Below are 15448 nucleotides of genomic sequence, written 5' to 3'. Positions count from 1 at the left end.
CTTGCCTGCGGGTCAGTGCCCGCTGGCGCGTGCATCCATTTCTCTGTGGCGGCGCAGCGTGTTCCACGCAGGGCTGAAGTGCTTTGCCAGCCGTTCGACGAGATAGACCGAACGGTGCTGCCCGCCCGTGCAGCCGATGGCCACGGTCACATAGCTGCGGTGGTTTTCGGCCAGCGCGTTCAGCCAGCTTTCAAGAAACTGCGAGATCTGCTGCTCCATCTGATTGACGGCGGGTTGCTGCTCCAGAAACTCCGCGACCGGCGCGTCCTTGCCGGTCAACTCACGCAGCGCGGGTTCGTAGTGCGGATTGGGCAGCATGCGCACGTCGAAGACGTAGTCCGCATCGACCGGCACGCCGCGCTTGAACGCGAAGGACTGGAACACCAGAATCATGCGGCTGGGCGGCACGGCCATCAGGCTTTTCACGTAGCCCTGCAACTGCGACGCGCGGATCGCGCTGGTGTCGATCACGTGCGATTGCTCGCGCAGATCGGCGAGCAGTTCGCGCTCGAGTTCAATGGTCTGCAAAAGCGCGCTCTGGCCGTCTCGCAGTTCGTCCTTGGAGAGCGGGTGGCGGCGGCGCGTTTCTGAAAAGCGGCGCACCAGCGTCTCGGTCGAGGCGTCGAGAAACAGACACTGCACGCGAACGCCATCGCTGCGGATGCGCTCGAGCTGCTGCGGAACCAAGGGCAGGGCGGTGGCGCTGCGCACATCGATGGCGATGGCGAGGCGATTGCCATGGTTCACGTGCTCGAGCGCGATGAACGCCGAGAGCAATTCCGGTGGCAGGTTGTCCACGCAATAAAAGCCCGCATCCTCCAGAGCATGCAGGGCCACCGATTTTCCTGAACCGGACATGCCGGTGATCAGCACAACTTCGAGCGCCATATCTGACTACTTTCCTCCTGCCTCGATTTCCAGTCGCAGTCCGTCAAAGAACGGCCTGCGGCAAATCCAACATTTCCCGCGCATGCGCCAGCGTGGTGGCGGACAGCTTTTCGCCGCCCAGCATGCGCGCGATTTCCTGCACGCGGGCGTCGCCGTCGGCCGGTTTGACCGAGCTGCTCGTGCCCTGCTGGCTCTTGTGCTTGGCGACCACAAGATGGTGATCGGCACAGGCTGCCACCTGCGGCAAATGCGTGACGGTCAGCACCTGCCGTGCCTTGCCAAGCTGCTGCATCAGCCGCCCGACGGTCTCGGCCACCGCACCGCCCACGCCTGAATCGACTTCGTCGAAGATCAAGGTCGGCGCTTCGCCCAGCTCGCTGGTGGTGACCGAAATCGCGAGCGAAATGCGCGACAGCTCGCCGCCCGAAGCGACCTTGCCGATGGGCTTGGGCGTCATGCCGGGATGGCTGCTGACCAGAAAGCTCACATGGTCCGTGCCCAGCGGTCCGGGTTCGGCGGCGGTGTCGATCTCCACGACGAAGCGTCCACCGGCCATGCCCAGATTCTGCATGGCTTGTGTGACAGCTGCCGCAAGCTGCGGCGCAGCCTTGCTGCGCTTTTGCGAAAGTGCGCGCGCCGCCTTGTCATAGGCGGCACGGCTCGCGGCCTCGTCCTTGGCGAGCGTGTCGAGGTCCGCTGCGGTATCGAGCGCCTTGAGCTCCGTCTTCCAACCCTCCCACAGCGCGGGCAGATCCTCCGGCTGGCGCTTGTAGCGCCGCGCCAGCGATATCCACTGCGACAGTCGCGCGTCGAGTTCCGCCAGGCGCTGGGGCTCCAGTTCGGTATGGCGCAGAAAGCCCTGCAGCGATCGCACCACGTCCTCGGCCTGCGCGAGGCTGGCCGAGAGCACTTCGTTCATCGAGCGGAATGAATCGTCCACATGCTCGTAGCTCTGCAGCAGATTCTGCGCCTGCGACAGACGCGCGAGCGCGCCCGTGTCTTCGTCCTCGTCTTCGAGCGCACGCAGCGCCTCCTGCGCGTTGTCGAGCAGCGATTGCGCGTTCGACAGCTTGGCGTGCTGGGCATTGAGTTCGTCCCATTCGTCGGCGCGCGGCGAGAGCTTCTTGAGTTCGCCGATCTGCCACTGCAGGCGTTCGCGTTCCTGCTGCAGCGTGTCCTGCGCGGCGCGTGCGTGCTCCAGCGTCCTGAGCTTGTCGCGCCAGTCGGTCCACAGCGCGTTGAGCGCCTGGGTCTGCACGCCCGCATAAGCGTCCAGCAGGGCGCGCACGCTGTCGTGGCGGGTGAGACTCTGCCAGGCATGCTGGCCGTGAATGTCCAGCAGATGTTCCCCGAGCACGCGCAGCTGCGTGGCGGTGACGGGCGTGCCGTTGATCCACGCGCGGCTCTTGCCCTGCGTGTCGATGGTGCGGCGGACCAGCAGCAGCTCGTCCTGCTCGATGCCGGCCTCGTCAAACCAGTCGGAGAGCTGCGCGGGAGGATCGAATTCCGCGCAGAGATCCGCACGCTCCGTGCCTTCGCGGATCACGCCGGTTTCGGCGCGCGCGCCGAGCAGCAACTGCAGCGCGTCAATCAGAATCGACTTGCCTGCGCCGGTCTCGCCGGTAAGGGCGGTGAAGCCGGTCTGCAGGTCCAGGTCCAGCGATTGCACGATCACGAAATCGCGCAGCGCAATGCGCTTCAACGCCATTTCAGGAGCCTCCCTCGTTCCAGCGCAGCTTCTTGCGCAGCGTCGCGAAATAGCTCCAGCCGCGCGGATGCAGAAAGCGCACGGAGTGCTCGGCGCGGGTGACCAGAATGCGGTCTCCGTGCAGCAGCTTGGCAATCGACTGCATGTCGAAGTTCGCCGAGATGTCGCGCCCGCCCACCACCTCGATGGCGATTTCCTCCGAGTCCGAGAGCACGATGGGGCGGTTCGACAACGTGTGCGGCGCAATCGGCACCATCACCCAACCGCGCAGCGATGGATGCAGCATCGGTCCACCGGCGGACAGCGCATAGGCCGTCGAGCCCGTGGGCGAGGCCACGATCAGACCGTCGGCGCGCTGGTTGGAGACGAACACGCCGCCCACCTCCACGCGCAGCTCCACCATGCCCGACGTGGAGCCACGGTTGACCACCACATCGTTGAGCGCCAGCGCCTCGAACAGGCATTGCGTGCCGCGGATGACGCGCGCGCGCATCATCGGGCGCTCGTCCTCCTCGAAGTCGCCATGCAGGATCGGCGCGAGCGCGCTGCGGTAATCTTCCAGCGCGATGTCGGTCACGAAACCCAATCGCCCGCCGTTGATGCCGACCAGCGGCGTCTGGTAGCGCGCCAGTTCCCGCCCCACGCCCAGCATGGTGCCGTCGCCGCCCACGACCAGCGCGAGCTCGGCGTGCATGCCGATCTCCTCGGTCGTCGCCACTTCGTAGCCGGTCAGCCCGGTGTTGGCGAAGCTCTCGTCCTCCAGCAGCACTTCGCAGCCTTGCTCGATCAGGAAGCGACCGATGTCCTCCAGCGCCAGCCGGGACTTCTCCAGCGCGGCGGCATCGGAGGCCAGACGCTGGTATTTACCTATGAGGGCTACTTTGCGAAAGGTGAGATTCATTCGGAAATTACATCATGAAGTGATGTGACTTTCTGGCCTCGAAGGCGCTTGCCGTGAAGGCTTGCACGCAAAAAAATCAGGACCATCGTCACACCGGGAGGGCTTCAGACGCTTGTATATCATGTCCGCCGACCCCGCCAGCGCACAAGCACGGAGAGTCGGCATGCGGCTCAAGGGTTAACCCCTGCGTTGCAGTCAGGGCCGGGGCATGCGGCGGCGCACGCAGTGCGGGTCTGCACCTTAGAATGCCCAGATGCTTGATGACCGTGCGAAGTTATTGTTGAAAGCGCTCGTCGAGCGCTATATCGCCGATGGGCAGCCCGTGGGCTCCCGCACGCTGTCGCGCGCTTCGGGGCTGGAGCTCTCGCCCGCCACCATCCGCAACGTCATGGCCGATCTCGAGGAGCTCGGGCTGATCGCCAGCCCACACACCTCCGCTGGCCGCATTCCCACGGCGCGCGGCTACCGGCTGTTCGTGGACACCATGCTCACCGTGCAGCGCGACGAACTGCCGACGGTCCAGCTCATGCCCGAGCAGCCGCAGAAGGTCATCGCCAACGCGGCCCACCTGCTGTCGAATCTCTCGCAGTTCGTCGGCGTCGTCATGTCGCCGCGCAGACCGTCCGTCTTCCGGCACATCGAGTTTCTGCGTCTGTCTGAAAAGCGCCTGCTGGTGATCATCGTTTCGCCCGACGGCGACGTGCAGAACCGCGTGATCTTCACCCAGGCGGACTTTTCCCAATCGCAGCTCATCGAGGCCGCGAATTTTCTCAACGCCAACTACTCCGGCCTCGCGATGGAGCAGGTGCGCGAGCGCCTGCAGTCCGAGGTCGAGGCGCTCCAAAGCGAGATCGGCGCGCTGATGCAGGCGGCGGTCAACGTCGGCTCCGAGGCCATGTCCGAGTCCACCGACAGCGTCGTCATCTCGGGCGAACGCAATCTGCTGTCGGTCAGCGACTTCTCTAGCGACATGGGCAACCTGCGCCGCGCGTTCGACCTGTTCGAGCAGAAAACCCAGATCCTGCGCCTGCTCGAAAACTCGAGCAAGGCCGAGGGCGTGCGCATCTTCATCGGCGGCGAAAGCCAGGTCGTCCCCTTCGAGGAACTCTCCGTCGTCAGCGCGCCCTACGAGGTCGATGGCCAGATCGTCGGCACCCTCGGCGTGATCGGCCCCACGCGCATGCCCTACGACAAGATGATCCAGATTGTCGATATCACGTCGAAATTGGTGAGCAACGCGCTGAGCCACCGGAATTAAGCCACTACAATGCATCGTTCGCCGCCCACCAGCGCGTGGCGAACGCACCACCCGATACCCGGGGCCTTAGCTCATGCTTGGTTAGAGCAGTGGACTCATAATCCATTGGTGCCCAGTTCGACTCTGGGAGGCCCTACCAAATCTTGCTCAATGAAATCAAGCCCCCAGACTGTGCGTCTGGGGGCTTTTTCGTTTCTGCCTCGCTCGGCCCGGCGGCACTGCCCAGAATGCGGATTCGATGCATGTCCTGTCAGCCGATGCCGCAAACGGCGGCTGAGACTGGTGTCCCGCACGTCGCTCGCCATACGATGGTCGCCGTCATCTTCGAATGCGGGCCCGCCATGAACAACAACAGTACTTCCCAGTCCAGCATGGACATCATTCTGAACACCATCGGCAGCGAGATGTCGGATTTTCAGGATCTGGAGCAGGCCACGCGCGTGGTCTTCCGGCTGTTTCTTGCGGCGTTGCTGGGCGGGGTGCTGGGGTTTGAGCGCGAGGCCAGCGGCAAGTCGGCGGGGCTGCGCACGCACATGCTGGTCGCCATGGGCTCGGCGATGTTTCTCACCATCGCGCAACTGGTGGGCGTGAGCGCGATGGAGACGAGCCGTGTCATTCAGGGGGTGATCGCGGGCGTGGGTTTTCTGGGGGCCGGGGCCATTCTCAAGTCCTCCAAGCAGGGGACGGAGGACGTCAAAGGGCTGACCACTGCCGCAGGGATCTGGTTCACGGCCGCCATCGGCGTGGCCGTGGGGGTGGGAGAGGAGTCCGCCGCCATCTTCTGCACTTTGCTCGCGCTCATCGTGCTGGCGGTGGTGCCGATGCTGTCAAGAGACCGGTCGCGCAAGCAGGATTGATTCTCTGGGCGGATTGTCGCTCTGCAGCGCGGCCCAGCTGACATCAACTTCCATCAGATGTTGGACGGTTGCGTGCCAGCGGGCAGAAGCAGGCGCATGCGCAGTCCACCCAGGGGCGATTCCAGCGCCTGCACTTCGCCGCCGTAGGTCTGCGCGAGATCGCGCACGATGTCGAGGCCAAGGCCCGATCCGGGGCGCTGTTCATCGAGGCGCCTGCCACGCTGAAAGACGAGTTTCCGCTCGTTTTCGGAAAGGCCCGGGCCGTCATCGTCGACGGTGATTTCAAGCATCGCCGGGTCCTGCGCGTGCGCTGCGTGGATCAGCACGCGGCTTGTAGCCCATTTTCCTGCGTTGTCGATCACGTTGCCCATGAGCTCGAAGAAGTCCTGCTCTTCGCCGCGGAAGGCGAGTTCGGGCGGGACGTCATTCATCTCGAAATGCAGCCCGCGTTCGGCATGCAGCTTTTCCATGGTGCGGACCAGTGCCTGCAGTGGCGCGAGCACCGGCGTGCGCAGGCCTGAAGTGCGCGCGGCGGAGGCGGCTCTGGCGCGCGCAAGATGGTGGTCGATCTGGCGCTGCGCGGTACTGGCCTGCTCGCTCACGAGTCGTGCGAGGGCGCCGGTTTCCTGCTCGGCAGCGTTGCGCAGGACGGACAGCGGCGTGTTTACCGCATGGGCGAGATTGCCGGCCTGCGTGCGCGCGCGCTGCACGATTTCGGCATTGGTGTGCAGCACTTTGTTGAACTCGTTGACCAGCGGCTGCAGCTCCTGTGGAAAGCGGCCCTCCAGAGTGTTTGCGTCACCGTTTCGCACCGCGCTCAGGCGCTGGCGCAGCAGCTTGAGCGGCTGCAGCGCCAGCTGCAATTGGATCAGCACGGCGATGGAGAGTCCGAGGGCCAGCACACCGAGCGTGAGCAACAGCATGGACGTGAAGCGCTGAAGGGGCTCGGTCATCAGCGCGCTGTCGGCTGCAACGGAAAGGCGCAGCGGGGGACTGTCGGTATCGGGCAGTTGCAGGTTGCGCGTGACGGCGAGCAGCGTGTGGTTCTCGCTGTCGTGCAGCGTCAGCGTGCTGTAGTTCTTGCTGGAGGTGGCGAACTGCACGGCGGCCGGCATGGCCAGCACCTGGTCCCAGAGCGAACGCGAGCGCGCCATGGCTTCGCGGGTCACCTGCGGGCGCTGCTGAGCATCGCGCCCGAGCTCGTCGATTTGCCAGTACAGACCCGAGAGCGGTTGTTCAAACCGCGTGTCGCTCGCGAGCGGGGTGACGGCGATCTTGCCGCCGGACTGCATGTTCACCGCCGCGCTGAGCTGGTTGAGATGCAGCACGAGCTGGGTCTCGAGCTGTTGTTCGATGTGCTCCTTGAACAGATTGCGCAGTCCCCAACCGGCGAGCGCGAGCGTGACGATGATCCATGCGAGCGAACCGATCAGCAGGCGTGCGCGCAGCGAGCCGGATGAGGTCGGGAGCGTCACCGCGTCGCTCATGACCTGGTGTGCGGATCGACGAGGCGGTAGCCGAGACCGCGCACGGTTTCGATGCTGCCGGGCGGGAGCTTTTTGCGCAGTCGGCCGATGAAGACCTCGATGGTGTTGGAGTCGCGGTCGCTGTCCTGCGGGTAGATGTGCTCGGAGAGTTCGGTGCGGGAGAACACCTCGCCCACGCGCTGCATCAGCAGCGAAAGAATCTTGAATTCGTGGCTGGTGACGACGAGCGCCTGACCATCGACGAGCACACGGGCCTGCCGCGTGTCGAGCCGGATCGGGCCGCATTGCCATTCGGCGCTGGACTGGCTGCCCAGCCGCCGCAGCAGGGCGCGCAGGCGCGCAAGCAGTTCTTCCATGTGAAAGGGCTTGGCAAGGTAGTCATCCGCACCCGCATCCATGCCCGCGACCTTCTCGTGCCAAGCGCCGCGCGCCGTGAGAATCATCACCGGCATGCTGCGCCCCGCAGCGCGCCAGGCGCGCAGCACGGTGAGACCATCGACCACGGGCAGGCCCAGATCGAGAATCGCAGCGTCGAAATCTTCGACCTCGCCGAGGTATTGAGCCGCTGCGCCGTCGCTCGCGGTCTCGACGGTGTGGTTGGCGGCTTCGAGCGCGCGCACCAGTTGCGCCTGCAGCGTGGGCTCGTCTTCGACGACCAGAATGCGCATCAGTGCTTGCCTTTCCGCTTGGCCTTGATGACCCGGCCGCTTGCCGCGTCGACTTCGAGCTTCATGAGTTGGCCGTCTGGCCGCAGCAGCTTGATTTCGTAGACGAACAAGCCGTCTTCACGATCTAGCTCGACCTCAAGCACCTGCCCCTGAAAGTCGCGCTCCACCTGCGCGAGCACGGTGCGCAGCGGCAGCACCTTGCCCTCGCTCAGCGCGCGGCGCGCCATCTCGTGATCGCTCTCACTGGCCTGCGGCATGCCGGATGGATCACCCACGAACGACCACAGGCCGAACGCCAGCGCAGCAAGTCCGAATGCGGAAAGCAGGCGGCTGCGCCAGGAGGTTGTGAGGGTGGGGTTGGGCATTGGGATTCGTGCGAGCGTTCAGAGGGATGGTTGTTTATATCGAATCGAAGATGAACCACGGATGAACGGCCGGTTCAGTTTGCTTTCACGCATGGTTTTCAACAATGCAGTCAGACACGGAATTGGACAGGAACAAGGACGTGTCGAACATTTTCCACCATCGTTCATCAAGGAGCTTTTCATGTCGTACACATCTCGTTTTGCTGCCGCACACAAGACCTTCACCCGCGTTGCGGCTCCGCTGGCACTGGCGCTCTCGATAGGCGGCGCCGCCTCGCTCGCGGTGGCCCAGGGCAACGCAGCACCTGCCGCGGCGCCAGCCGCAACGGGAGCGACCTCGGCCGCGCCCGCTTTGAATCTGCGCCAGATTTATGACCGCATCGAAGCTGCCGGATACCGGGACATCCGCGAGATCGAATGGGATGACGGACGCTACGAGGCCAAGGCCAGCAACGCGCAGGGCCAACGGATGAAGCTCTATGTGAACGCGACATCCGGCGCCATCGAACACGCCAAGCTGCACCGCTGATCCTCTGCAAGCCAAGACGAAGGGGAAGAAACAATGCGCAGGTTTCACATCGAAAAGCACTGGGTGCTGGGAGCGTTTCTCGCGGTCATCACGGCATTGTGGGTGGCTGTCTCGCCGCCGGGCTGGCGCATCTTTCCCCTCGTTGATGCCGACGGCGCGGCTTCCGGGGCGTGGGCGCTCAGGCAGCATGCGCTGTATCTGAGCGGTCTGCTGTCGGTGGGGCTCATGTCGCTGTGCATGCTGCTCGCGCTGCGCCAGCCGTGGATGGAGCGTGTGGTGGGTGGCATGGATCAGGTCTACCGCCTGCACAAATGGGCGGGCATCGGCGCGGGCGGCACGGCCATTGCGCATTGGCTCGCCAAGGAGTCTGGAGGCTGGATCAAGGAGGTCTGGGGCAGCGCGGGCCGTCCCGCTCGTGAGGCGATGCTCGCATGGGCTGGCGCACTGCGTTCTCCTGCCAAGGACATCGGTGAGATCGCGTTCTACATTCTGCTCGGGCTGCTGCTGGTGACGTTGTGCCAGCAATTGCTCAATTACCGGCGCTGGCGCTGGACGCATCGCGCCATGCCGCTGATCTATCTCGCGCTGGTGTGTCACTCCGTCGTGCTGATGCCTGCGCGATTCTGGCTCGGGCCGCTTGGTGTATGGGTCGCATTGATGTTCACCGTGGGTGGCGTGGCGGCTTGCGTTTCGCTGATGGGGCGCATCGGCCGTTCGCGCATAGTCGATGCGCGGATCGAGCGCGTGACAATGGCCGATGGGGATGACGGTAGGCAACCTTTTGAATTGGTCTGCGCCATGCCTCGGGACTGGCGCGGATTTCGTCCCGGGCAGTTCGCGTTTCTGAGCTTTGACCGCGCAGAGGGCGCCCATCCTTTCACCATCGCCAGTGCGCCCATGGCACTGGGACTCAGCGCGCGTGGCGAGCCGTTGCTGCGCTTCGTGATCAAACCGCTGGGGGACTGCACATCGGCGCTTGCGGCCTTGCTGCGTGTGGGGCAGTGCGTGCAGATCGAAGGACCTTATGGGCGGTTTGACGCCAAGGGCAAGGTGGGGCGCGATCAAGTATGGATAGCGGGTGGTGTGGGCATCACGCCGTTTCTGGCATTTCTTGAAGCGCGTCAGCCGATGCCGGATGGCACTTCACGCGTCCCCGACGCGGGCGATGTGCAGATGCACTACTGCACGCGCGATGCGGCGAGGGATGCATTGCTCATGCGCTTGCGGCAACTGTGTGAGCAGGCGGTGCCTGCGGTGCATCTGAGCGTGCATGATGCGGCCGCCGGAGATTTCTTTGTGCCCGAGTTGCTGGCGCAACAGGGCGCGCGCGGAATCGACATTTGGTTCTGTGGACCGGCGGCGTTGGGTACGGTGCTCAAGGACGCCTGCGGGCGCATCGGCGCGGGGCGCTGGCGACTGCATCGCGAGCTGTTCGTCATGCGGTGATTTCATGCCGTGACAGTTCGGACGCTGAATAGCGCCTCGTTACCGTTGATTGCGACCTCACGCTCGGTTTGGGGTAAGGTGAGGGCATGTGTTTTGACTGGAAGGACGGTGGTTGATGCGAGCGCTTTCATCGGGTTTGTTGTCGCTGGGCGTGGCGTTGCTCTTGGCGGGGTGCCAGACAGTGTCGCCGCAGGGGCCGGGCAGCAGCACACCTGCACCACCACCGCCTCCACCCGCACCGACCGAGCCCATCGGCAAGACGACAGCGCCGCCCGGCGACATCTGCAACGCACCGCCGGCGCAATGGGCGGTGGGCAAGATGCCCACGCCGAGCGTGACAGAGAGTGCGCGCGTGCGTGCCGGTGCCCGCATGGCGCGCGTGCTGCGGCCGGGGCAGATGGTGACCAAGGAGTTCGACCGGCAGCGCCTGAACCTCGAACTCGATGCCGGCGGAAAGATCATCGCCGCACGTTGCGGCTGACGGCACTGAGCTTTGCGCGGCAGATGAAACGCTGGCTCAGGCGGCCAGGAAGAGGGATTGAAGATCGCTCAGAAAATCGAAGCCGCGCTCGGTGGGCTGGATCTTCAGGCCACTGCGCGTGATGAGGCCCTTGGCCTCAGCTTCCTTCAGTCCCGCGTCGATCGTCGACAGCGGCGTGCCGGTACGGTCCATGTAGTCCTGCAGCGAAAAACCATCGCGCAGGCGCAGTGCGTTGAGCATGTATTCAAACGGCAGATCCGCGCGCCGCACATCGTCGTCCTGCGCGACGGCGAGGCCCGCTAGCGCGCCTTCCATGTAGCGCTCGGGATCGCGCAGGCGCACCTGTCGCACCACGCGATGGGCGAAGCTGAGCTTGCTGTGCGCGCCTGCGCCGATGCCCAGATAGTCTCCGAATTCCCAGTAGTTGGTGTTGTGCCAGCACTCGTGGTTGGCGCGTGCATAGGCCGATATTTCGTAGCGGCGCATGCCTCTTTCACCGGTCAGTTCGGTGATGCGGTCGAGCATGTCATAGGCCGTGTCTTCGTCGGGCACTGTGGGCGGAAACTTGGCGAAGTAGGTGTTCGGCTCGATGGTCAGGTGATAGACCGACAGGTGCGGCGGCGCGAACGACAGCGCGGTCTGCAGGTCGCGCTCGAGGTCGAGCGGGGTCTGGCCGGGCAGGGCATACATGATGTCGAGATTGAACGTCTCGAACGCGTGCGCTGCCTCCTCGACGGCGGCGAGCGCCTGCGCGCCGTCATGCACGCGGCCGAGCGCCTTGAGAAAGCGGTCGTCAAAGCTCTGCACGCCGATGGACAGTCGGGTGACGCCCGCCGCGCGGTAGGCCCGAAAGCGGTCTTTCTCGAAGGTGCCGGGGTTGGCTTCCATCGTGATCTCGCAGTCGGCCTCGAGACGCAGGCGCGCCCGCACGTCGCTGAGCAGCTGGTCGAAGGATTCGGGAGAAAACAGGCTCGGCGTGCCGCCGCCGATGAAGATGCTGTGGACCGAGCGGCCCCAGATCAACGGCAGCGCGGCCTCGAGATCGGCCATCAGCGCGGCGAGGTAGCGCTTTTCGTCGTGGGCGCCACCTCCGCCGCGTTGTGCTTCATGCGAGTTGAAATCACAGTAGGGACACTTTTTCAGGCACCACGGCAGATGGATGTAGAGCGACAGCGGCGGCAGGCTGGTGAGCTGCAGCACGCCGGGGCGCATGTAGTCCATGATGGAACGCAGCGGCTTGCCCGTGACGGGAGCGTTGGCCTTGTCCGCGGAAACGATGGGGATGCTCATGGGCTTGCGACCTTCTTTTCCGATCGATCAGAACCAGTTTTCGCGCAGCATGTCGAGCAGACGCTGCGTGGAGCGTCCACGGTGGCTGTAGGAGTTCTTCACGACTGGAGGAAGCTGGGCGAAGGTGTGGCCGAGTTCGGGGATGAACATGATCGGGTCGAAACCGAAGCCGTTCGTGCCCTTGGGCTCGCGCAGGATCTCGCCGCGCACGCGGCCCACGGCGATCAAGGGTTCGGGGTCCTTGGCGCTGCGGATGGCGACCAGCGTGCTCACCATGGCGGCGCGGCGGTTGTCGATGTTCTCCATCTGCTCAAGCAGGGCGCGCACGTTGTTGGCGTCGCTTTTTTCATAGCCGAACTGCGTGCAGTAGTACGCGGTCTGCACGCCGGGCAGGCCGCCGAAGGCCTCCACGCACATGCCGGCATCGTCGGCGATGGCGGGCAGCCCCGTTCTTTCCGCGGCAAAGCGGGCCTTGGTGAGGGCGTTTTCAACGAACGTGTCGTAGGGCTCTTCGGCTTCGCCGGTGAAGAGCTCGGATTGCGCGATCAGCTCGACGCCGAGCGGCTCGAGCATGCTTTGCAGTTCCACCAGCTTTCCCTTGTTGTTGGATGCGAGAACGATTTTCATCTTTGTTTTTGGTCGGTACGAAGCCTTGCGGCTTCGATGGGGCATTCGTTTTGAGGTGCCAATACAGCCCTTCATACTTTGTTGCGAAGCCTTGCCGCATGAGCATACTGTCTGCGGCTTTGCGTCGCGTCTGAAGGGCGTCTTGGCGTTGTGGTGTTTGTTCCGAGACCTTGGGGGCTGTGGAAGCCTTTATTTCAGGGACTGTTTTTGCATCACGATGAGCTCGCCGATGCCTTTTTCCGCAAGGTTGAGCAACTGGTCCATCTCCTTGCGGGAGAAGGCTGCGCCTTCCGCTGTGCCCTGCACTTCGATGAAGTGGCCTGCGCCGGTCATCACGACGTTCATGTCGGTGTCGCAGGCGACATCTTCGCGGTACTCGAGATCGAGCATGGGCTGGGTGCCCACGATGCCGACCGAGATCGCTGCGATCTCCGCGATGATCGGAGATTCGGTGAGCTTGCCGGATGCAAGCAGGTGGGTGACCGCGTCATGCGCCGCCACCCATGCGCCGGTGATGGCGGCCGTGCGGGTGCCGCCGTCGGCCTGGATCACGTCGCAGTCGAGCTGGATGGTGCGCTCGCCAAGCTTGGCGAGGTCAAATGCGGCGCGCAGGCTGCGGCCGATGAGGCGCTGGATTTCCTGCGTGCGGCCGGTCTGCTTGCCCTTGGCGGCTTCGCGGTCGGAGCGCGAATGCGTGGCGCGCGGCAGCATGCCGTATTCGGCCGTCAGCCAGCCTTCGCCGCTGCCGCGCTTGTGCGGCGGCACGCGTTCTTCGACCGACGCGGTGCACAGCACCTTGGTGTTGCCGAACTCGATGAGCACCGAGCCTTCCGCATGCATGGTGTAGTTGCGGGTGATGCGCACGGGGCGCAGCGCGTCGTTGGCGCGGCCGATGCGGGCGAAATCGCTGGAGGAGGAGGCAGTGGTCGTCATGCCTCCGATTGTCCGCTTTTCAGGCTTTGCGTGCCGCAGAGGTGCGGCGAATGGCCTCGTTGATCTCGGCAATCGAGCGTTCGATGGCCTCGTCGTCGAGATCGTCGATCTCGTCGGGGAAGCCGGAGCTGTCCATCAGCCCGGCCTGGATCGTGGAGGCGAACACGTCGTCGCTGATGCTGTCGGTGGAGATGCCCATGGTGGAAGCGAACCGGTCCGGCGTCTCCCATTCCATCGCCACCACTGTGACGTTGTCGCTCGAGCTGCCGGCCTCGCGCAAGGCTTCCTCGACGAGGTTGGGCACCGCTTCCGAAACGGAGCTGCGGCCCAGTTCCTTGGCGATCTTGTCGTCGTCCAGAGCCCCCCAAAGACCGTCCGAGCACAGCAGCAGACGGTCGCCCTGCTCCAGATTCACCGGGTCACTGATGTCGTACACGGGCTTGGACGGCGAGCCGAGGCAGGTGAACAGCACGTTGCGGTTGATGTTCTCGAGGCCCTGGAACGAGGCGTTGCGCAGTTCGAGATAGGAATGGTCCCGCGTGCGGGTGACCTTCTGGCCGTCGCGCACCATGTACAGGCGCGAGTCGCCGCAATGGATCCACTGGGCGCGGCCGTCCTGCACCACGGCGGCCACGAGCGTGGTGCGCGGGGAGTCGCCGAGTGACTTGTCGCTGGTGTAGCGCAGGATCTGGTGGTGCGCGGCGAGCAGCGCGGCGGTCAGAAACGTGGGTACGTCGGCCAAGGCGGGCTTGGCCTCGCGCTGGAAGAGGGCGGAGACGGTCTGGATGGCGATCTGCGCGGCCACTTCGCCATCGGGGTGACCGCCCATGCCGTCGGCCAATACGAACAGGCCGGATTCCCGCGTGTAGCAATAGCCCATGCGGTCTTCATTCTTTTCACGGCCACCCTTGCGGCTGATCTGGAAGACGGAGAATTTCATTGGATTTTCCCTGGGCCGCTGCCTACTTTGAGGACGTTGTTGCGTGTATCAGCCACGAGTGTGTCGATTTGCAGGCGCATTTTCTCTGCAACCGTGAGTTTGGTATAGCGGCGCTCGCCTTCGCGGCTCAATTCCTTTTGCAGCGCAAACACGGATTGAGGGCGCGACAGCGGATCGAGCGCCATGCACCACTCGACGACCTCGATGAGGTTGTCCGAGTAGAGGCCGCGCATCTTGGCGAGCGCGGCGGTGAGGCGGTCCTTGTCCGAGCGCTGGGTCGCCTCGGTGGGCGGGTAGCCGTGCATGCAGGCGTAGATGCAGGCGCCGATGGCGTAGATGTCGGTCCACGGGCCCATCTGCGCGTCGCGGCGGTACATCTCGGGCGCGGCGAAGCCGGGCGTGTACATCGGGCGGATGAAGTTGCCTTCCTTGGACAGCACCTCGCGCGCGGCGCCGAAGTCGATCATCACGGCACGGTCATCATCGGTGATGAAGATATTGGCGGGCTTGATGTCCAGGTGCAGCATCTTGTGCTGGTGCACGATGCGCAGGCCGCGCAGCACCTCGTCGAACAGCGAGCGGATGGTCGATTCACGGAAGATCTTCTGCGCCTTCTGATCGCGCGCGGTGATGATGAAGTCCTGCAGCGTTGCGCCTTCCAGGTAGTTCATCACCATGTAGACGGTCTCGTTTTCACGGAAGAAATTCAGCACGCTCACCACGGAGGGGTGCGAAATCTGGGCCAGCGAGCGGCCTTCTTCGAAAAAACTCTTGAGACCGAGGCGATAAAGCGACAGCTTTTCGGGAGCGACGACCGGAGCCAGCTCTCCCGGCCCGCGCGAGGCGAGGGACGACGGCAGGTATTCCTTGACGGCGACGGTCTGGTCGTCTGCGCCAACGGCCTGATAGACGACACCGAAGCCGCCAGCGGCGACGCGGCGTACGATTCGGTATCCGCCGATGACGGTATCCGGGGGCAGTGGAGATGGCTTGATTTTCGACATATGGCAGTGGATGCAATCACGGGTCGGTCAGAACCCGGATAATCGCCGGATTGCAAGCAACCAATC

General features: G+C 64.3%; 16 protein-coding genes and 1 tRNA gene. 6 read left to right on the top strand and 11 right to left on the bottom strand.

Annotated elements, in window-relative coordinates:
* Positions 1-12: 12 nt before the first annotated feature.
* Genes rapZ through ISG32_RS04710 form a run of 3 tightly spaced genes read right to left on the bottom strand, consistent with a single transcriptional unit; the run spans position 13 to position 3497 of the window.
* A complete protein-coding gene (gene rapZ, locus ISG32_RS04720) occupies positions 13-888 on the bottom strand; it encodes an RNase adapter RapZ (protein ID WP_194769889.1) in 876 nt (291 codons plus the stop codon).
* A gap of 43 nt (positions 889-931) precedes the next feature.
* A complete protein-coding gene (gene recN, locus ISG32_RS04715) occupies positions 932-2596 on the bottom strand; it encodes a DNA repair protein RecN (protein WP_194769888.1) in 1665 nt (554 codons plus the stop codon).
* 1 nt (position 2597) lies between these two features.
* Complete coding sequence (locus tag ISG32_RS04710; protein ID WP_194769887.1) at positions 2598-3497, bottom strand: NAD kinase; 900 nt, start codon at positions 3495-3497, stop codon at positions 2598-2600.
* A gap of 253 nt (positions 3498-3750) precedes the next feature.
* Between ISG32_RS04710 and hrcA the strand changes: the two genes are divergently transcribed.
* The 3 genes from hrcA (at position 3751) to ISG32_RS04695 (ending at position 5612) form a co-directional block, all read left to right on the top strand.
* Positions 3751-4755, top strand: coding sequence for a heat-inducible transcriptional repressor HrcA (gene hrcA / locus ISG32_RS04705; protein ID WP_194769886.1), 1005 nt, complete (start codon positions 3751-3753; stop codon positions 4753-4755).
* A 60-nt stretch (positions 4756-4815) separates the two neighbouring features.
* A tRNA-Ile gene (locus tag ISG32_RS04700) sits at positions 4816-4894 on the top strand.
* A gap of 202 nt (positions 4895-5096) precedes the next feature.
* Positions 5097-5612: an MgtC/SapB family protein gene (locus ISG32_RS04695; protein WP_323745892.1), complete on the top strand. Its 516-nt coding sequence runs from the start codon at positions 5097-5099 to the stop codon at positions 5610-5612.
* Between the two features lie 53 nt (positions 5613-5665).
* Here the strand turns inward: ISG32_RS04695 and ISG32_RS04690 are convergent, their stop codons facing one another.
* From ISG32_RS04690 to ISG32_RS04680, 3 genes are read right to left on the bottom strand one after another with little or no spacing between them, the layout of a single operon-like run.
* Positions 5666-7099: a sensor histidine kinase gene (locus ISG32_RS04690; RefSeq protein ID WP_194769885.1), complete on the bottom strand. Its 1434-nt coding sequence runs from the start codon at positions 7097-7099 to the stop codon at positions 5666-5668.
* On the bottom strand, positions 7096-7767 hold the full coding sequence (locus ISG32_RS04685; protein ID WP_194769884.1) for a response regulator transcription factor: 672 nt from the start codon (positions 7765-7767) through the stop codon (positions 7096-7098). The genes ISG32_RS04690 and ISG32_RS04685 overlap by 4 nt, the downstream gene beginning before the upstream one ends.
* A complete protein-coding gene (locus ISG32_RS04680) occupies positions 7767-8132 on the bottom strand; it encodes a PepSY domain-containing protein (protein WP_194769883.1) in 366 nt (121 codons plus the stop codon). Before ISG32_RS04680 ends, ISG32_RS04685 begins: the two co-directional genes overlap by 1 nt.
* A gap of 181 nt (positions 8133-8313) precedes the next feature.
* Here ISG32_RS04680 and ISG32_RS04675 point away from each other — a divergent pair, with 181 nt between their 5' ends.
* From ISG32_RS04675 to ISG32_RS04665, 3 genes are all read left to right on the top strand, one after another.
* Positions 8314-8661, top strand: a complete 348-nt coding sequence (locus ISG32_RS04675) for a PepSY domain-containing protein (RefSeq protein WP_194769882.1) — start codon at positions 8314-8316, stop codon at positions 8659-8661.
* 33 nt (positions 8662-8694) lie between these two features.
* Positions 8695-10107 (top strand): ferredoxin reductase family protein, encoded by a 1413-nt coding sequence (locus ISG32_RS04670; RefSeq protein ID WP_194769881.1) that lies wholly within the window; start codon positions 8695-8697, stop codon positions 10105-10107.
* 115 nt (positions 10108-10222) lie between these two features.
* The gene (locus ISG32_RS04665) at positions 10223-10588 is read left to right on the top strand and encodes an I78 family peptidase inhibitor (protein WP_194769880.1); all 366 of its coding nucleotides are present in this window, start codon (positions 10223-10225) and stop codon (positions 10586-10588) included.
* A gap of 36 nt (positions 10589-10624) precedes the next feature.
* On the opposite strand, the gene hemW is transcribed toward ISG32_RS04665, so the two are convergent.
* From hemW to ISG32_RS04640, 5 genes are all read right to left on the bottom strand, one after another.
* Positions 10625-11878, bottom strand: a complete 1254-nt coding sequence (gene hemW, locus ISG32_RS04660) for a radical SAM family heme chaperone HemW (protein WP_194769879.1) — start codon at positions 11876-11878, stop codon at positions 10625-10627.
* 27 nt (positions 11879-11905) lie between these two features.
* Complete coding sequence (gene rdgB / locus ISG32_RS04655) at positions 11906-12505, bottom strand: RdgB/HAM1 family non-canonical purine NTP pyrophosphatase (RefSeq protein WP_194769878.1); 600 nt, start codon at positions 12503-12505, stop codon at positions 11906-11908.
* Between the two features lie 189 nt (positions 12506-12694).
* Positions 12695-13438 carry a ribonuclease PH gene (gene rph / locus ISG32_RS04650; protein WP_194769877.1) on the bottom strand — a complete coding sequence of 248 codons (744 nt, stop codon included), beginning with the start codon at positions 13436-13438 and terminating at the stop codon, positions 12695-12697.
* Between the two features lie 19 nt (positions 13439-13457).
* Entirely contained in the window at positions 13458-14378 is a 921-nt protein-coding gene (locus ISG32_RS04645) for a PP2C family protein-serine/threonine phosphatase (RefSeq protein ID WP_194769876.1), read from the bottom strand.
* Positions 14375-15382, bottom strand: coding sequence for a serine/threonine protein kinase (locus ISG32_RS04640; RefSeq protein WP_194769875.1), 1008 nt, complete (start codon positions 15380-15382; stop codon positions 14375-14377). The genes ISG32_RS04645 and ISG32_RS04640 overlap by 4 nt, the downstream gene beginning before the upstream one ends.
* Positions 15383-15448: the final 66 nt, after the last annotated feature.

Source organism: Diaphorobacter caeni (assembly GCF_015354245.1).
Classification (GTDB): Bacteria; Pseudomonadota; Gammaproteobacteria; order Burkholderiales; family Burkholderiaceae_C; genus Diaphorobacter_A; species Diaphorobacter_A caeni.
This window is presented reverse-complemented; position numbering and strand designations above follow the sequence as displayed.

What these genes read in the sequence shown, in the direction of transcription:
- rapZ (WP_194769889.1), bottom strand. Translation starts at nt 888, where the DNA reads ATGGCGCTCGAAGTTGTGCTGATCACCGGCATGTCCGGTTCAGGAAAA.
- recN (WP_194769888.1), bottom strand. Translation starts at nt 2,596, where the DNA reads ATGGCGTTGAAGCGCATTGCGCTGCGCGATTTCGTGATCGTGCAATCG.
- ISG32_RS04710 (WP_194769887.1), bottom strand. Translation starts at nt 3,497, where the DNA reads ATGAATCTCACCTTTCGCAAAGTAGCCCTCATAGGTAAATACCAGCGT.
- hrcA (WP_194769886.1), top strand. Translation starts at nt 3,751, where the DNA reads ATGCTTGATGACCGTGCGAAGTTATTGTTGAAAGCGCTCGTCGAGCGC.
- ISG32_RS04695 (WP_323745892.1), top strand. Translation starts at nt 5,097, where the DNA reads ATGAACAACAACAGTACTTCCCAGTCCAGCATGGACATCATTCTGAAC.
- ISG32_RS04690 (WP_194769885.1), bottom strand. Translation starts at nt 7,099, where the DNA reads ATGAGCGACGCGGTGACGCTCCCGACCTCATCCGGCTCGCTGCGCGCA.
- ISG32_RS04685 (WP_194769884.1), bottom strand. Translation starts at nt 7,767, where the DNA reads ATGCGCATTCTGGTCGTCGAAGACGAGCCCACGCTGCAGGCGCAACTG.
- ISG32_RS04680 (WP_194769883.1), bottom strand. Translation starts at nt 8,132, where the DNA reads ATGCCCAACCCCACCCTCACAACCTCCTGGCGCAGCCGCCTGCTTTCC.
- ISG32_RS04675 (WP_194769882.1), top strand. Translation starts at nt 8,314, where the DNA reads ATGTCGTACACATCTCGTTTTGCTGCCGCACACAAGACCTTCACCCGC.
- ISG32_RS04670 (WP_194769881.1), top strand. Translation starts at nt 8,695, where the DNA reads ATGCGCAGGTTTCACATCGAAAAGCACTGGGTGCTGGGAGCGTTTCTC.
- ISG32_RS04665 (WP_194769880.1), top strand. Translation starts at nt 10,223, where the DNA reads ATGCGAGCGCTTTCATCGGGTTTGTTGTCGCTGGGCGTGGCGTTGCTC.
- hemW (WP_194769879.1), bottom strand. Translation starts at nt 11,878, where the DNA reads ATGAGCATCCCCATCGTTTCCGCGGACAAGGCCAACGCTCCCGTCACG.
- rdgB (WP_194769878.1), bottom strand. Translation starts at nt 12,505, where the DNA reads ATGAAAATCGTTCTCGCATCCAACAACAAGGGAAAGCTGGTGGAACTG.
- rph (WP_194769877.1), bottom strand. Translation starts at nt 13,438, where the DNA reads ATGACGACCACTGCCTCCTCCTCCAGCGATTTCGCCCGCATCGGCCGC.
- ISG32_RS04645 (WP_194769876.1), bottom strand. Translation starts at nt 14,378, where the DNA reads ATGAAATTCTCCGTCTTCCAGATCAGCCGCAAGGGTGGCCGTGAAAAG.
- ISG32_RS04640 (WP_194769875.1), bottom strand. Translation starts at nt 15,382, where the DNA reads ATGTCGAAAATCAAGCCATCTCCACTGCCCCCGGATACCGTCATCGGC.